General features: G+C 64.9%; 16 protein-coding genes and 1 tRNA gene. 8 read left to right on the plus strand and 9 right to left on the minus strand.

Going from position 1 to position 14890, the window contains the following annotated elements; genetic code table 11:
* Positions 1-36: 36 nt before the first annotated feature.
* The gene (locus tag G9408_RS02940) at positions 37-333 is read right to left on the minus strand and encodes a DUF2849 domain-containing protein (protein WP_168452610.1); all 297 of its coding nucleotides are present in this window, start codon (positions 331-333) and stop codon (positions 37-39) included.
* Complete coding sequence (cobA, locus tag G9408_RS02945) at positions 330-1118, minus strand: uroporphyrinogen-III C-methyltransferase (protein ID WP_168452611.1); 789 nt, start codon at positions 1116-1118, stop codon at positions 330-332. The genes G9408_RS02940 and cobA overlap by 4 nt, the downstream gene beginning before the upstream one ends.
* Between cobA and G9408_RS02950 the strand changes: the two genes are divergently transcribed.
* The gene (locus tag G9408_RS02950; RefSeq protein WP_168452612.1) at positions 1117-1281 is read left to right on the plus strand and encodes a hypothetical protein; all 165 of its coding nucleotides are present in this window, start codon (positions 1117-1119) and stop codon (positions 1279-1281) included. The two genes, cobA and G9408_RS02950, sit on opposite strands and share 2 nt — an antisense overlap.
* Before the next feature lie 7 nt (positions 1282-1288).
* On the opposite strand, the gene astD is transcribed toward G9408_RS02950, so the two are convergent.
* The gene (astD, locus tag G9408_RS02955) at positions 1289-2734 is read right to left on the minus strand and encodes a succinylglutamate-semialdehyde dehydrogenase (protein WP_168452613.1); all 1446 of its coding nucleotides are present in this window, start codon (positions 2732-2734) and stop codon (positions 1289-1291) included.
* A 155-nt stretch (positions 2735-2889) separates the two neighbouring features.
* On the opposite strand from astD, the gene G9408_RS02960 reads away from it, so the two are divergent.
* The 4 genes from G9408_RS02960 to G9408_RS02975 all read left to right on the plus strand — a co-directional run bounded on the left by G9408_RS02960 (position 2890) and on the right by G9408_RS02975 (position 6788).
* On the plus strand, positions 2890-3792 hold the full coding sequence (locus tag G9408_RS02960; RefSeq protein ID WP_168452614.1) for an alpha/beta fold hydrolase: 903 nt from the start codon (positions 2890-2892) through the stop codon (positions 3790-3792).
* Complete coding sequence (locus G9408_RS02965; protein WP_328804366.1) at positions 3789-4934, plus strand: glycosyltransferase family 4 protein; 1146 nt, start codon at positions 3789-3791, stop codon at positions 4932-4934. The genes G9408_RS02960 and G9408_RS02965 overlap by 4 nt, the downstream gene beginning before the upstream one ends.
* A 102-nt stretch (positions 4935-5036) precedes the next feature.
* On the plus strand, positions 5037-6440 hold the full coding sequence (locus G9408_RS02970) for an NAD(P)H-dependent flavin oxidoreductase (protein WP_168452616.1): 1404 nt from the start codon (positions 5037-5039) through the stop codon (positions 6438-6440).
* Between the two features lie 45 nt (positions 6441-6485).
* A complete protein-coding gene (locus G9408_RS02975) occupies positions 6486-6788 on the plus strand; it encodes a GIY-YIG nuclease family protein (protein WP_168452617.1) in 303 nt (100 codons plus the stop codon).
* Between the two features lie 120 nt (positions 6789-6908).
* On the opposite strand, the gene G9408_RS02980 is transcribed toward G9408_RS02975, so the two are convergent.
* Positions 6909-7907, minus strand: a complete 999-nt coding sequence (locus G9408_RS02980; protein WP_168452618.1) for a 2-hydroxyacid dehydrogenase — start codon at positions 7905-7907, stop codon at positions 6909-6911.
* A gap of 137 nt (positions 7908-8044) precedes the next feature.
* Between G9408_RS02980 and G9408_RS02985 the strand changes: the two genes are divergently transcribed.
* Complete coding sequence (locus tag G9408_RS02985) at positions 8045-8503, plus strand: SH3 domain-containing protein (RefSeq protein ID WP_120218131.1); 459 nt, start codon at positions 8045-8047, stop codon at positions 8501-8503.
* A 73-nt stretch (positions 8504-8576) separates the two neighbouring features.
* Here the strand turns inward: G9408_RS02985 and G9408_RS02990 are convergent, their stop codons facing one another.
* The 4 genes from G9408_RS02990 to G9408_RS03005 form a co-directional block, all read right to left on the minus strand.
* Positions 8577-9041 (minus strand): DUF1090 family protein, encoded by a 465-nt coding sequence (locus G9408_RS02990; RefSeq protein WP_168452619.1) that lies wholly within the window; start codon positions 9039-9041, stop codon positions 8577-8579.
* A 312-nt stretch (positions 9042-9353) separates the two neighbouring features.
* A complete protein-coding gene (locus G9408_RS02995) occupies positions 9354-10541 on the minus strand; it encodes an acetyl-CoA C-acyltransferase (RefSeq protein WP_168452620.1) in 1188 nt (395 codons plus the stop codon).
* A 298-nt stretch (positions 10542-10839) separates the two neighbouring features.
* Positions 10840-11670, minus strand: a complete 831-nt coding sequence (locus G9408_RS03000) for a 23S rRNA (adenine(2030)-N(6))-methyltransferase RlmJ (protein WP_168452621.1) — start codon at positions 11668-11670, stop codon at positions 10840-10842.
* A 28-nt stretch (positions 11671-11698) separates the two neighbouring features.
* Entirely contained in the window at positions 11699-11923 is a 225-nt protein-coding gene (locus G9408_RS03005; protein WP_168452622.1) for a hypothetical protein, read from the minus strand.
* On the opposite strand from G9408_RS03005, the gene G9408_RS03010 reads away from it, so the two are divergent.
* The gene (locus G9408_RS03010) at positions 11922-13376 is read left to right on the plus strand and encodes a coniferyl aldehyde dehydrogenase (protein WP_168452623.1); all 1455 of its coding nucleotides are present in this window, start codon (positions 11922-11924) and stop codon (positions 13374-13376) included. The genes G9408_RS03005 and G9408_RS03010 overlap by 2 nt on opposite strands.
* Before the next feature lie 109 nt (positions 13377-13485).
* Here G9408_RS03010 and G9408_RS03015 read toward each other — a convergent pair whose 3' ends face one another.
* Entirely contained in the window at positions 13486-14604 is a 1119-nt protein-coding gene (locus tag G9408_RS03015) for an AI-2E family transporter (RefSeq protein ID WP_168452624.1), read from the minus strand.
* 119 nt (positions 14605-14723) lie between these two features.
* On the opposite strand from G9408_RS03015, the gene G9408_RS03020 reads away from it, so the two are divergent.
* Positions 14724-14808: transfer RNA gene (locus G9408_RS03020), tRNA-Leu, on the plus strand.
* Positions 14809-14890: the final 82 nt, after the last annotated feature.

Here is a 14890-nt window from a genome sequence, read left to right on the forward strand (position 1 = left end):
ATGGCTCCTCAGCACGAACGGAATGAAAGGAATTCATCAGATCACCCAGTCGCCTGCCGCGGGATCGGCGGGTTTCAGTGTCAGGTCGGGGCGCACGGTCGGGCCCAATGCGCGGATGCGGTCCTTGATATGCGCGGGGCGCGGCCCTTCGGCGGTCGCTTCGCCGGCGATGATGTAGGGCGCGTTGACGCGCCGCGCGGCTTCCTCGACCGCGAGGATCGCTTCGCCAGCTTCGCCGACATCGGCGGCGTCCTCGATGTGCAGCGACCAGTCGGTGCCGGTCCACCAGGTGACGAAGCCCGTTTTCAGGTCGTTGCCGGTCAACAGTTTCATGCAAAATTTCCCATAATTTCGGTGATGCCCGGGGCGCCCAGGCAATCCAGCGCATCGGCCCGCGCGGCGACCTTGCCGACGACGATCAGCGCCGGACTCGCGACCTTTTCGCGCACGACGAGGTCGCCAAGGTCGGTGAGCAAGGTGCGGAGTACGCGCGCATCCTTGGTGGTACCGCGCTCGATTACCGCGACGGGCAGGTCGGGCGACACGCCGTCGGCGATCAGCTTGTCGGCTATGGCGCTGGCGGTGGCGAGGCCCATGTAGATGACGAGGGTGCGGCCATGCCCCGCAAGCCCCGACCAGTCCTGGTCGGACAAATCCTTGCATTGGCCCGCGACGAAGCTCACGGCGCTCGCGTCTTCGCGGTGGGTGAGGGGGAGCCCGGCCTGCGCGGCACAGCCCGCAGCAGCGGTGATGCCGGGGACGACTTCGCAGGCGACACCAGCATTGCGCGCCGCATCGAGTTCCTCGCCGCCGCGCCCGAAGATGAACGGATCGCCGCCCTTGAGGCGCACGACCTGCTTCCCCGCCAGCGTCTCGCGGACGAGCAGTGCGTTGATCAGCTCCTGCTTCATCGTGTGGCGGCTGCGTTGCTTGGCGACGCTGATCCGCTCGACATGCGCCGGGATCAGCGCGAGTACGCCGTCGCCGACCAGCCCGTCATGGACGACGAGGTCGGCGCTTGCCAGCAGCCGCGCGGCGCGCAGCGTCAGCAGGTCTGGGTCACCCGGACCGGCGCCGACGAGCCAGAGTTTGCCAGCAGAGGGGAAAGTCTTTTCCATGCTGGCGAAGATGGTTCACGCGCCCGGAAAGCGCAAAGCAGGCTTTGTTGACGGGGGTGTAGGTAAAATTGCGCCGCTTCGTTTCACTCGTCATTGCGAGCGCAGCGAAGCAATCCAGGGCGGCTTACGCGTGCTCTGGATTGCTTCGCTGCGCTCGCAATGATGAATTGTTAGAGGTACTTCTTCGTCACCAGCTGCGACCCTTCAGGATCGCGCAATCCCACGCCGATCGATGCACGCATGGTATCGCTTTCGGACGACGCCACGGGATAGGCGCAATAGTCCGCTGCGTAGAAGGCGCTGGGGCGATGATTGCCCGACAGCCCGACGCCCCCAAAAGGCGCGGCGGACGAAGCGCCGTTGGTGGGACGGTTCCAGTTGATCACCCCGGCGCGCGCATTGGCCCAGAACTGGTCGTACAGCTGCGGCGTCCCGCCGATCAGCGAGGCCGAAAGGCCGAACGCGGTATTGTTCGCCTCGGCAATCGCCGCCTCGAAACTGTCGACGCGGATCACTTGCAGCAAAGGCCCGAACAGCTCGATGTCGGGGCGTTCGGGCATGCCCGTCACGTCGATGATGCCGGGGGTCAGGAACGGGCGCCCGGCAATCGGCCGCGTCATGTGGCGGATCACCTGGCCACCGTTCGACATCAGGATCAGGAAGCTTTCGGTCAGATGGTCGGCGGCCTCATTGTCGATCACCGGCCCCATATAGGGCGCAGGGTCGGCGTGCGGATGATCGACGATCAAGCGGCTCGCGAGTGTCTTGACCTCTTCGAGCAGCGCGTCGGCGAGACTGTCGCGTACGATTAGTCGCCGCGCGTTGCTGCACCGCTGCCCGGCGCTGAGGAAGGCCGACTGGACGACAAGGATCGCCGCCGTGCGGATGTCGGCGGTGTCCCACACGACGATCGGATTGTTGCCGCCCATTTCGAGCGCGAGCATCTTGCCCGGCTGGTCGGCGAACTGGCGGTTGAGCGCGAGTCCGGTGCGCGCCGAGCCGGTGAACAGCAGCCCGTCGATGCCTGCGTGTCCAGCGAGCGCCTTGCCCGTGTCGGGGCCGCCGACAATCAGCCGCAGCACCTCGGGCGGCACCCCGGCGCTGTGAAACAGCTCGACCAGCTTGGCGCCGACCGCCGGGGTCTTTTCCGACGGTTTGAACAGCACCGAATTGCCCGCGATCAGCGCCGGGACGATATGGCCGTTCGGCAGATGCGCGGGGAAATTATACGGGCCGAGCACTGCGAGCGCGCCGTGCGGTTTGTGACGCACGGCGTTGCGCAGCCCCATCGCGCCCTCGATCCGCCGATTGGGGGTGCGCTCGGCATAGGCGGTGACCGAGATATTGACCTTGTTCACCACCGATTCGACCTCGGTGCGCGCTTCCCAGAGCGGTTTGCCGGTCTCGCGCGCGATCAGGTCGGCGAGCGTCTCGCCTTCCGCCTTCACCCGGTCGGCGAAGCGGCGCAGCGTTTCGGTGCGGAAGGTGACGGGCTTGGCGGCCCATGCAGGCCAGGCCGCGCGCGCGATAGCCACTTCATCATCGACGTTGCTGACCGCGCCGCGCCAAAGTTCTTCACCGGTTGCGGGTTCGAAGGAAAGCAGGGCGTCGCTCATGGTCACCCCGCTCTTATCGGCGAAAGCGGGTGGCGGCAACCTGTGCGGCGCGATGGTACGACGGATCGCTTGCGCCGCGCGGTCTGGTTGGCGATAGACACGGACGACTCCCGCGGACGGAACGTCAGGGACATCAGTCAAGGGGACGAGCCATATTGGCCAAGCACGACGCAAAGCAGGACGGGCGCCGCGACTGGTCGGACCAATATTGGTGGTCGGGCGACGGCGTGCGGCTGCACGCGCGCATCTATGCCGGGCCCGAAGCGGCGAAAAGCGCGCCGCCGGTGTTGTGCCTGCCGGGACTGGCGCGGAATGCGCGGGATTTCGAAATGCTGGCGCCGTACCTCGCGCAGCACCGCAAGACGATCGTGATCGAATTTCGTGGGCGCGGCGAGAGCGCCTATGCCAAGGATCCGATGACCTATATCCCGCTCACCTATGTGCAGGATGTCGTCGCGCTGCTCGACGAACTGGGCATTGATCGGTTTGCAACGATCGGCACGTCGCTCGGCGGGCTGGTGTCGATGCTGATGGCGGCGACGCTGCCAGGGCGGCTGGTCGGCGCGGTGCTGAACGACGTCGGCCCCGAATTAGAGACGGCGGGGCTCGACCGGATTCGCGACTATATCGGCGCCGCGGGCAGCCAGCCGACATGGATGCACGCGGCGCGCGCCTTTGCCGAACTGAACGGCGCGATTTACCCGCATTATGGCGTGCACGACTGGTTGCGGCTGACCAAGCGCACCCACCGCCTGACCCCCGAAGGCCGCATCGTTACCGATTATGACAAGCAGATCGCGGCGCCGCTGCGCGCGCCTGGCGGGCAGGGCGCCTTCGACCTGTGGCCCGTGTACCGCGCGCTGGGCGACGTCCCGCTGTTGATCCTGCGCGGCGAACTGTCGGACATATTGGCGCGATCGGCGGGCGAAAAGATGGTCGCCGCGCTGCCGCAAGCGCGCTTTGTCGAGGTTCCGGGGGTCGGTCATGCGCCGACGATGGACGAACCCGAAGCTCTCGCGGCGATCGACGCTTGGCTGAGCGACTTGCCCGCCGCGTGACCGGCGCGAATACGCCTCTGCGCCTGTTGCACCTTCATTCCAGTTTTTCGCTGGGCGGAAAGGAGGCGCGGGCCGTCCGGTTGATGAACCTAATGGGGCCGCGCGCGCGGCACACGATCCTGTCGGCCGTTCCCGACGCGCTCGGCGCACGCGATGCGATCGATCCCGGCATCGATGTCGAATTTCCGGGCGATACGGCGCCGCCGCTGCATGGCAAGCCGGGGCTGGCGCGGTACCGCGACCTGGCGCGCTTCATGCAGCAATTCGACCTTGTGCTCAGCTATAATTGGGGATCGATGGACGGGGTGATGGCGCACCGGATTTTTGCGCCGTTTCGCGACCTGCCGCCGCTCATCCACCATGAGGATGGGTTCAACGAGGATGAAAGTATCCGGCGCAGCTGGAAACGCAACAGTTTCCGGCGCCTTGCGCTCCCGACCGCCGAGGCGTTGGTCGTGCCGTCCGAACTGTTGCAGCACATTGCCGCCGACGAATGGCGCGCGCGGCGGCGCACTGTGCTGATCCGCAACGGCATCGACGTCGCAGCCTATGCGGGCGCCCCCGCGATGCCGATACCGGGGCTCGACAAAGGCGAAGAAGAGGTGGTGATCGGTACCGTTGCGGGGCTCCGCAAGGTCAAGAATCTGACCCGGCTCGTCCAATTGACCGCGCATCTTCGCGATGACGCGCGGCTCGTGATCGTGGGCGAAGGGCCGGAACGCGCCGCGATTGCAGCCGAAGCCATGGCTTGCGGATGGGGCGGTGATCTAGTCCTCCCCGGCTTCATGCCCACACCGCATCGCTGGATCGGCCATTTCGACATCCTCGCGCTGACCTCGCTCAGCGAGCAGGCGCCGATCGCAGTCATCGAGGCGATGGCGGCCGGGCTTCCGGTGGCGAGCTTCGACGTCGGCGACGTACGCGCGATGGTGGCGCCGGAAAACCTGCCTTTCATCACGTCGGACGAGGCCGCGTTTCGCGAAGGGATCGAGCAGCTTGCGTCCGAGGCCGCGCTGCGCCGCCGGATCGGCGAGGCGAACCGGCGCGTTGCTGCCGAGCGTTTCGACGAATCAATCATGGTCGCTGCCTACGAAAAACTCTATGGTCGGGCGCTGGGCGGACGCCGCCTCTTTGGTGGCTGAACCACCGCGGAACCATTGACTTTCGCCGCGCGCTTCCGCTTACGGAACCGGCACGGGGACTGGCCCAAAACACGGCGGCCGGTGGAGAGAAAGAGATATAAAATGTTCAAAGGATTGAAGCCCATCCTTTACGGCGGACGCGAAGTCTGGCCGTTGGTCGAGGGCGGCAAGGGCGTGTCGGCGACCAACCATATGTCGAGCGGCGCGTGGGCTGCGGCGGGCGGCATCGGCACCGTGTCGGCGGTCAACGCCGACAGCTACGACGCCGAGGGCAAGATTGTGCCGCAGGTGTACAAGTCGCTCACCCGCAAGGAACGCCACGAGGAACTGATCCATTACGGCATCGAAGGCGCGGTCGCGCAGGTCGAACGCGCTTATGAAATCGCGGATGGCAAAGGCGCGATCAACATCAACGTGCTGTGGGAAATGGGCGGCGCACAGCAGATATTGGAAGGCGTGCTGGCCCGCACACCCGGGAAGATCGCCGGGGTCACCTGCGGCGCCGGGATGCCGTACAAGCTCAGCGAAATCGCCGAGCGCCACAATGTCATGTACCTGCCGATCATCAGCTCGGCGCGCGCTTTCCGCGCGCTGTGGAAGCGCGCCTATCACAAGGTGCCGCAGCTGCTCGGCGCGGTCGTTTACGAGGATCCGTGGCTCGCGGGCGGTCACAACGGCCTGTCGAATGCCGAAGATCCGCTGGTGCCGCAGGATCCCTATCCGCGCGTCAAGGCGCTGCGCGACGTCATGCGCGCCGAGGGAATTTCGGACGATGTGCCGATCGTGATGGCGGGCGGCGTCTGGTATCTGCGCGACTGGGAGAATTGGATCGACAACCCCGAACTCGGCCAGATCGCATTCCAATATGGCACCCGCCCGCTGCTGACCGAAGAAAGCCCGATCCCGCAAGCATGGAAAGATCGCCTCCGCACCCTCGACGACGGCGATGTGCTGCTCCATCGTTTCTCGCCGACCGGATTTTACTCGAGCGCGGTCCGCACGCCGTTCCTGCGCGATCTGGAAGCGCGGTCGGAGCGCCAGATTCCTTATTCGAAGCAGGAAGCGGGAGATCATATCGTCCAGCTCGACGTCGGGGTGAAGGGCAAGAATTTCTGGGTCACCCCGCACGACCGCGCCCGCGCGCGCGATTGGGCGGCAGAGGGCTATACCGAAGCGCTGAAGACCCCGGACAACACCGTGGTTTTCGTCACCGAAGCCGACAAGGCGGTGATCCGCAAGGACCAGACCGACTGCATGGGCTGCCTGTCGCATTGCGGCTTTTCGTCGTGGAAGGACCATGACGACTACACGACCGGCTACCTCGCCGATCCGCGCAGCTTCTGCATCCAGAAGACGCTGCAGGACATCGCGCACGGCGGCGATCCCGAACAAAATCTGATGTTCGCCGGCCATGCGGCGTTCAATTTCAAGACCGATCCCTTCTACTCGAACAACTTCACCCCGACGGTGAAGCAGCTGGTGGATCGGATTTTGACGGGGGATTAAAATCCGCCGTCATTGCGAGCGAAGCGAAGCAATCTAGGGGCGGCCATGCGCGAACGTCTGCCAGCGGTCTACATCGTCGCAAATCAGCGCAACGGTACGATTTACACCGGGGTGACTGCGCATCTGATGCAACGGATATGGCAGCACCGTGAAGGACTTGGCGGCTTTTCGACGCGCTATGGTTGCAAGCTTTTTGTTTGGTTTGAAATGCATGCCACGATGGAGTCCGCCATCGCGCGCGAAAAGCAAATCAAGGCGGGGAGCCGTGCAAAAAAGCTCGCGCTGATCGAAGCTGACAATCCGCACTGGATCGACCTGTGGCCGACGATATTGGACGGCAGCGAGTGACGCTCTGGATTGCTTCGCTACGCTCGCAATGACGATGCGTTATTGAGCCTCGTCATTACGAGGAGCGCTGCGACGAAGCAGACGAGAGAGGTCGTAGGGCCGCGCTCGCAGTGATATCCCTTAAGCCCACCCCTCTAGCACCTGATCCTGCGGGCGATGGCCGTCGCACCAGGCGCGGATGTTGGCGATGACTTTTTCACCCGATGCCTCGCGGCCCTCGATCGTTGCCGAGCCAAGGTGCGGGAGCAGCACGACATTGTCGAGCGCGAGCAGCGCCGGATCGACTGCGGGCTCATGGGTATACACATCGAGTCCGGCGCCAGCGATGCGCCCGGTCTGGAGCGCGGCGATCAGCGCCTTTTCGTCGACGATCTCGCCGCGCGCGGTGTTGATGAGGTAGGCGGTGGGCTTCATCGATCCGATGCGCGCGGCGCTCACCATCTCGTGCGTTTCGGCGGTGTGCGGGCAGTGCAGCGTCACAATGTCGCTGATGCGCAGGAGGGTATCGACGCTGGCGTGATAGCTTGCGCCCAATTCTTCCTCGATCGCTTCGGGGAGGCGGCGGCGATTGTGATAATGAATCGACAGGCCAAAGGCCCGGGCGCGGCGCGCCACGGCCAAGCCGATGCGGCCCATGCCGATGATGCCGAGCAGCTTGCCGCCGACGCGGTGGCCCAGCATCGCGCTGGGCGCCCAGCCGGCCCATTGGCCCGATCGCATCAGTTTCTCGCCCTCGGCCAGCCGCCGCGGCACCGACAGGATCAGCGCCATCGTCATGTCGGCAGTGTCTTCGGTGAAGACGCCGGGGGTGTTCGACACCATGATGCCCTTGGCGCGCGCCGCCGCGAGGTCGATATGATCGACCCCGGCGCCGAAGTTGGCGATCAGCTTGAGCCGCTCGCCCGCTGCGGCGATAACGTCGGCGTCGATCTCGTCGGTCACGGTCGGGACGAACACATCGCAGTCGGCGACCGCCGCCTTCAACTCGTCCTTGGTAAAGGCATGATCGTGCGCCGACAGCGCGACGTCGAACAATTCGGCCATGCGCGCCTCGACATGCGGCATCAGCTGGCGGGTGACGATGACGCGCGGGCGTTTCGGGCGGGATGAATCGGGCATGGGGGTCGATAGAGCGCGCCGCGGCGCCACGGTCAAGGGTGCGAACGCAGAGAGAAGCTTGAAAAGGCTGGGGATGAACGCAGCCTTTTGCGCGGCGAGCGGTTGAATATCGGGTCCGAGTTTGACAAGGCAGAATGATGACCAGCCGCCTGATATTCGCAACTGCCGCGCTGCTCGCCGTCGTAGGACCGGCCGCGGCGCAGTCCGATCCCGTATTGCCCTACTGGGCGTCGATCAGCGTCGACGAGGCGCGGATGCGCAAGGGGCCGTCGCCCGACGTTCCGGTGATCTGGGAGTATCGGCGCAAGGATTTGCCGGTCAAGGTCGTCGCGCGGCACGAAACCTGGCGCAAGATCGAAGACCCTGACGGAACGCAGGGCTGGATGGCGGCCCGGCTGCTCAGCCGCACACGGACCGCGATCGTGACCGGGGATATTCGCCCGATGCGTGAACAGGCCAGTGCCTCGGCCGCGATCGCCTATCGCGCCGAACCGGGTGTTGTCGGGCGGATCACCGAATGCAGCGCTGGCTGGTGCCTGTTCGACGTCAAAGGCCGCAAGGGCTGGATCCAGACCGACCATATCTGGGGCGATTGATCGCCTGTATGTAAAAGGGCCGGACGGTTTCCCGCCCGACCCTTCCTAGGTTGTCGGCTGACGCCGTTAGCGGTTAGCGCCACCGGAAATGGTTGCGGTAAACCTTGATCACCCGGCCGTTGCGCTCGTTGACGAGCAGCAGGTCATTATAATGACGCACATAGGTCAGGTTGCGACCGGCGCGCGGCACGCCCCAGCGGCTATCCCACGTCGGGCGATAGGCCGGTGCGTAGTAGTTCGGTCGGATCGTCGCACCGACCGCGAACTGCTGGTAACGGAAGGGCGCGCGATAATTCTGGTAGCGCGTGTCGCGGCGCCAGTCGCGCTTGCTGTCGCGCAGATCCTGACGGGCGTCGCGCAACTCGCGGCGTTCTTCGCGAATGTCGCCACGGTCGCCATAGCGCTGCGCCTGACGCAGCTCGCGCTGTTCTTCGCGCACGTCGCGGCGGTCTTCGCGGATTTCGCGGGTCTGCGCCTGCGCGGCGGCAGGTACCATCATGGCGGCGATCAGGCCGACGGTCAGAAACTTGGTCTTCATAGGTCTATCCTTTCAATCCGTCAGGGGGAGGGGACTGCCCGATGACAAGGATAGATTTACGCGAGTCGATTTGAATTGTTCCGGAACGGCGCGTTTATTTTCAGGACATTAGTGTCGCAATTTGTCGCGGTGATGCGATGGGGTGATGCGGTCGTGCGGCGTGTAGATGGAACTCTTCCGGAAAGCACTGCGCCCCTGCGAAGGCAGGGGCCCATTGCCCGAACTGTCGTCTTGCAAATCTCTGCGGCGTAAAAACGGAACGACAGGAGATGGGCCCCTGCCTTCGCAGGGGCACAGCCACATGGATGCGCTTTAAACCAGCTCGACCGCGACCGCGGTGGCTTCGCCGCCGCCGATGCACAGGCTGGCGATGCCGCGCGTCTTGCCGTGGCGCTGGAGCGCCGCAATCAGCGTCGTGATGATGCGCGTACCGCTGGCGCCGATCGGATGGCCGAGCGCGGTTGCGCCGCCATGGACGTTGATCTTTTCGTGCGGAATGCCGAGGTCGTGCATCGCGAACATCGCGACGCAGGCAAAGGCTTCGTTGACTTCGAACAGATCGACGTCGCCGATCGTCCAGCCCGCCTTCGCCAGCACCTTGTTGATCGCGCCGACGGGGGCGATGGTGAAATCCTTCGGTTCCTGCGCGTGCGCGGCGTGCGCGACGAGGCGCGCGACGGGCTTCGCGCCCTTGGCGTCCGCGATCGACTGGCGCGTAAGCACCACCGCGGCGGCGCCGTCCGAAATCGAGCTGCTGGTCGCCGCCGTGATCGTGCCGTCCTTGGCAAAGGCGGGCTTCAGAGTCGGGATCTTGTCGGGCATTGCCTTGCCGGGGGCTTCGTCGGTATCGACGATGGTGTCGCCCTTGCGGCCCGCGATCGTCACCGGCGCGATTTCGGCGGCGAAAGCGCCGTCGGTGATCGCGGCCTTGGCGCGGCTCAGCGAGGCGAGCGTGTAGTCGTCCTGCGCCTGGCGGCTGAGCTGGTAGGCGTCGGCGGTGTCCTGTGCGAACGTCCCCATCGCACGGCCTGCTTCATAAGCGTCTTCCAGCCCGTCGAGGAACATATGGTCATAGGCGGTGTCGTGGCCGATGCGCGCGCCGCCGCGATGCTTCTTGAGCAGATAGGGGGCGTTGGTCATCGATTCCATGCCGCCCGCGACGATCAGGTCGACGCTCCCCGCGGCGAGCGCTTCGGCGCCCATGATCACCGTCTGCATCCCCGAACCGCATACCTTGTTGACCGTCGTCGCCTGCACCGATTTGGGCAGGCCCGCCTTGATCGCGGCCTGGCGCGCGGGCGCCTGGCCAAGGCCAGCGGGCAGGACGCAGCCCATATAGATACGCTCGATATCGTCACCCGCGACGCCCGCGCGCTCGACCGCCGCCTTCACTGCGGTCGCGCCCAAGTCGGTAGCGGTCGCATCGGACAGGCTGCCCTGCATGCTGCCCATCGGGGTGCGGGCGTAGGACAGAAAGACGACGGGATCGGTGGCAGCCATGGGACAAGACTCCGTAAGGGAAAACAGGATCGGCGGCCCGATTAGCGGAAATGCTGCAACTGCGAAAGGGGGTGATATAGCGCACCGCTTTTGTCGGGACGGGGCGACCCACCCGCGCGGCGTGGGTTCAAAGTTCAGTAAAGTTCAGCCCAACGACGAGCCCTGCGGCCTAGCTACCCGCGGTGGAATCGCGTGTCTGGGCGGGCGTGTCGTCATTCCTCTGCCATGTTGAAGCATGGCGAAATATAATAGGAAAGCGGTTTCTTTGCCGCCGGGTGTCAAAGGCAAGGACGGTATTTCAACCGTCCAGCCAATCGCAATTAATCTCTCCCCTATGCCCCTCCGGCGCGAGCGCGCGCCGCATGGCTTCCAGCAGCGGCGGCAACGCCTGCGTGAAGGCATAGGGCGGGTTGACGATGAAAAGGCCCGCGCCATTATAGATGTCGGGCTGATCGCGATCGTACAGCCAATGCTCGACCACCAGAAACTTGGGGATTCCGAGATTTCGCAACTGCTGCTTCCACCGCCGATGCGTTTCGCGGTCCTTCAGCGGAAACCAGATCACCGTGACGCCATGCGCCCATTTGCGATGCGCGGCGGCGAGGGTCGATGTGATGCGCGCGCGTTCGTCGGTCTGCTCGTAGGGCGGATCGACCACCACCACGCCGCGCGGGGTGCGCGTCGGCAGCAGCGCCAGCCAAAGCTCGTAGGCGTCGCGCTGATGCACGGCGGCGGATGTGCCCCGCATCGCGCCGCGCAGGGTGTAAGCGTCATCGGGATGCTTTTCGTTGAGGACCAGAAAATCCTGCGGTCGCAGAAGCTGCGCCAGAACCTGCGGCGAGCCGGGGTAGAGGCGCGGCTCCGCCCCGGCATTCACCGCCCGCACGGCGGCGCGATAGTCGTCCAATAAGGGATTGTCGTCGGCAAAGGCGCGCAGCACGCCCTGCGCGGCCTCGCCGGTGCGCTGGGCCTCCTCGCTGCCAAGATCGTACAGGCCGCAACCGGCATGGGTGTCGATCAGGGTCAACGGCCCCTCTTTGAGTTGCAAGGCCCGCACGAGCGCGATCAGCAGGCCGTGCTTTACGACATCGGCGCTATTGCCGGCATGGAAGGAATGACGATAATTCATGGCAATTCAAAATCCCGTCGATTTGCCTTCATGCGGACGGCCGGGCGCAGCAGCCGAGCGCGAGGCGGTGAAAGCAATCAATCGGGTGCCCGTATAGCGTCGGGCGGGAAGCTTCAAAGCTTTCTGCGCAACGCTTGGCCCCACGATGACGATCGTCGCCAGAGGCGGAGATGTCGCGGACGCGGGTTTCAACTTGCAACGCACCGCGCGTCATGGTGAAGTCGCGCAAATCGAAACAGGGGAGACGGGTCATGGCCACCGCCATCAAGCAGGATATCACCGGCGAAACCGCACGGATGCACAAGATACTCGCGGCGCAGAAGGCGAGCTTTACCGCAGCGATGCCTGAAAGCCTGAGCGTCCGCACCGACCGTATCGACCGCGCGATCGCCTTGCTCGTCGACAATGCCGAGGATTTCGCCAAGGCGGTCAGCGAGGATTTCGGGCATCGCAGCCGCGAACAGACGCTGATGACCGACATCATGCCCTCGGTCAGCGCGCTCAAGCATGCGAAGAAGCATATGGCCGCCTGGTCGAAGGGCGAGAAACGGAAGCCCACCTTTCCGCTCGGCCTGCTCGGCGCGAAGGCGGAGGTCGTCTATCAGCCCAAGGGCGTCGTCGGCGTTGTCGCGCCGTGGAATTTTCCGGTCGGCATGGTGTTCGTGCCGATGGCGGGGATACTCGCGGCGGGCAATCGCGCGATGATCAAGCCGAGCGAGTTTACCGAGAATGTCTCGGCGCTGATCGCGCGGCTGGTGCCCGAATATTTCGATGAGACCGAAATGGCGGTGTTTACGGGCGATGCCGATGTCGGGGTCGCCTTTTCGAAGCTCGCGTTCGACCATCTGATCTTTACCGGCGCGACGAGCGTCGGGCGCCACATCATGCGCGCCGCGGCGGACAATCTGGTGCCGGTGACGCTGGAGCTGGGGGGCAAGTCGCCGACCTTTATCGGGCGCAGCGCGAACAAGGATCTGGTCGGGCAGCGCGTGGCGCTCGGCAAGATGATGAACGCAGGGCAGATCTGCCTTGCTCCCGATTATCTGTTGGTGGCGGAGGATCAGGAGGGCGAAGTCATCGACAGCGTCACCAAGGGCGCGACCGCGCTTTATCCGACGCTCCTCGCCAATGACGACTATACGTCGGTGGTGAACGGCCGCAATTATGATCGGCTGCAATCCTATCTGGCCGACGCGCGCGAAAAGGGCGCCGAAGTGATCGAGGTCAATCCGGCGGGCGAGGATTTCGCGAGTGCCAATGGCCACAAGATGCCGCTCCACATCGTCCGCAATCCGACCGACGACATGAAGGTGATGCAGGAGGAAATCTTTGGCCCGATCCTGCCGGTCAAGACCTACAAGACGATCGATGAGGCGATCGATTATGTGAACGCGAACGATCGCCCGCTCGGGCTCTATTATTTCGGGCAGGACAAGAGCGAGGAGGACCGCGTGCTGACGCGGACGATCTCGGGCGGGGTGACGGTCAACGACGTGCTGTTCCACAATGCGATGGAGGATCTGCCGTTCGGCGGGGTCGGTCCGTCGGGGATGGGCAATTATCACGGCGTCGACGGCTTCCGCACCTTCAGTCATGCGCGCGCGGTTTATCGCCAGCCGAAGCTCGACGTTGCCGGGCTGGCGGGTTTCAAGCCGCCCTATGGCAAGGCGACGGCGAAGACGTTGGCGAAGGAATTGAAGAAATAGGTAAACCACAGCGACAAAATCACCGTAGGCCTGAGCCTGTCGAAGGGCGCCTCTCGGATATGCGCCTTTCGACAGGCTCAGGGCTATGGTCTTTGTCTCAGCGGCGACCTCAATCCGCCCCGGCGATCTTGATATCCTTGCCCAGCAGCGTTTTCACATAGACCCGCTGCACCAGCACATAGACCACGACCGTCAGCGGCGCCGCGAGCAGCACGCCGAGGAAGCCGAACAAGACCCCCGCCGCGACCACCGCGAACAGCAGCACCGCGGGCGGCACGTCGACCGCCTGTTTCTGGATCATCGGTTGCAGGAAATTGCCCTGCAATTGCTGAATGACGAGGAACAGGACCAGCGTCCACAGCGCGGTCGCGGGTGATACGGTGAAGGCGAGCAACACCGCGGGGACGCCCGCGATGATCGGGCCGATCATCGGAATGACGTCGAGCAGGCCGGCGATCAGGCCGAGCCCGCCCGCTGCCGGAACGCCAAGCAGCGCCAGCCCTGCCCAGGTCAGCGCCGCGACGACCAGCGACGACACCGCTTGGCCGACCATCCAGCCCTTCAGCCCGCGCCCGGCATCGTCGAGCGCCAGCGCGGCGGTTTCTTCGGCCTTGGCGGGCATCAGCAGCAGCAGGCCGCGGCGGTAGGTGGCGGGATCGCTGGCGAGGAAGATCGCCGCGACCAGCACCAGCACGAAATCGGCGATGCCGCTGCCTGCGGCCAGCGCATAGCCGCCCGCTTGCGACACGAGCTGCGATATGTCGTTGCCGCCGACTTCGGCGAGTTCGCGTACGCGCTCGCCGAGGCCATAGCGGTCGAGGAAGGCTTCCACCCCTTGCAAGGCGCGCGGGACCTGCTGGCGGATCGTATCGACCTCGTTCGCGAGCTGCGATCCGAACAGCACGAAGGCGCCGACAAAGACGGCGATGATCCCCGCCACCGATCCGGCCAGCGCGAAACCGCGCTTCATGCCGGTCCGGCGCACCAGCCAGCTGGCGATGGCGTCGAAGATCGCGCCCAGCACGATCGCGGCGAACACCAGCATGAAAAAGCGGGTGAGGGTGATCGCCAGCCACGCGACCCCGATGATCGCAATGACGATCAGCGCCGTCATCGCGATCTTGCCGGGGCCGAACGCCGCGGCGGTGGCTGGCTGCGCGCGGGCGGGCTTGGCGGGGGCGCGGCGCGATGGCGATGCAGCGGGGGCTGGCTTGCTCTTGTCGGTCATGCCACCGTCTTATGCACGATGCCGCTTATCCACTAGACTAAAACCACCTTTCTGTGGCAACGGCACGTCCGCATCGGTCGTCCGGCGGGAATCAGTCCCGGCGCGGGCGCCGTCCACGGGCCCCTGTGGTGAAATTGGTAGACGCGCCGCACTCAAAATGCGGTTCCGCAAGGAGTGCTGGTTCGAGTCCGGCCAGGGGCACCATCATCTTTTCAGCCGCCTTTGCGAACAGAGAAAATGGCGGACCGCGTGGCGGCCCGCCAAGGTTTCGACCGGCGTGCTTGGG

The sequence above is a fragment of the Sphingopyxis microcysteis genome (genome assembly GCF_012274265.1).
Lineage (GTDB): Bacteria > Pseudomonadota > Alphaproteobacteria > Sphingomonadales > Sphingomonadaceae > Sphingopyxis > Sphingopyxis microcysteis.

Coding starts and splice junctions, on each gene's coding strand:
- G9408_RS02940 (WP_168452610.1), bottom strand. CDS start 333: ATGAAACTGTTGACCGGCAACGACCTGAAAACGGGCTTCGTCACCTGG.
- G9408_RS02950 (WP_168452612.1), top strand. CDS start 1,117: ATGCTGGCGAAGATGGTTCACGCGCCCGGAAAGCGCAAAGCAGGCTTT.
- cobA (WP_168452611.1), bottom strand. CDS start 1,118: ATGGAAAAGACTTTCCCCTCTGCTGGCAAACTCTGGCTCGTCGGCGCC.
- astD (WP_168452613.1), bottom strand. CDS start 2,734: ATGAGCGACGCCCTGCTTTCCTTCGAACCCGCAACCGGTGAAGAACTT.
- G9408_RS02970 (WP_168452616.1), top strand. CDS start 5,037: ATGTTCAAAGGATTGAAGCCCATCCTTTACGGCGGACGCGAAGTCTGG.
- G9408_RS02975 (WP_168452617.1), top strand. CDS start 6,486: ATGCGCGAACGTCTGCCAGCGGTCTACATCGTCGCAAATCAGCGCAAC.
- G9408_RS02980 (WP_168452618.1), bottom strand. CDS start 7,907: ATGCCCGATTCATCCCGCCCGAAACGCCCGCGCGTCATCGTCACCCGC.
- G9408_RS02985 (WP_120218131.1), top strand. CDS start 8,045: ATGACCAGCCGCCTGATATTCGCAACTGCCGCGCTGCTCGCCGTCGTA.
- G9408_RS02990 (WP_168452619.1), bottom strand. CDS start 9,041: ATGAAGACCAAGTTTCTGACCGTCGGCCTGATCGCCGCCATGATGGTA.
- G9408_RS02995 (WP_168452620.1), bottom strand. CDS start 10,541: ATGGCTGCCACCGATCCCGTCGTCTTTCTGTCCTACGCCCGCACCCCG.
- G9408_RS03000 (WP_168452621.1), bottom strand. CDS start 11,670: ATGAATTATCGTCATTCCTTCCATGCCGGCAATAGCGCCGATGTCGTA.
- G9408_RS03010 (WP_168452623.1), top strand. CDS start 11,922: ATGGCCACCGCCATCAAGCAGGATATCACCGGCGAAACCGCACGGATG.
- G9408_RS03005 (WP_168452622.1), bottom strand. CDS start 11,923: ATGACCCGTCTCCCCTGTTTCGATTTGCGCGACTTCACCATGACGCGC.
- G9408_RS03015 (WP_168452624.1), bottom strand. CDS start 14,604: ATGACCGACAAGAGCAAGCCAGCCCCCGCTGCATCGCCATCGCGCCGC.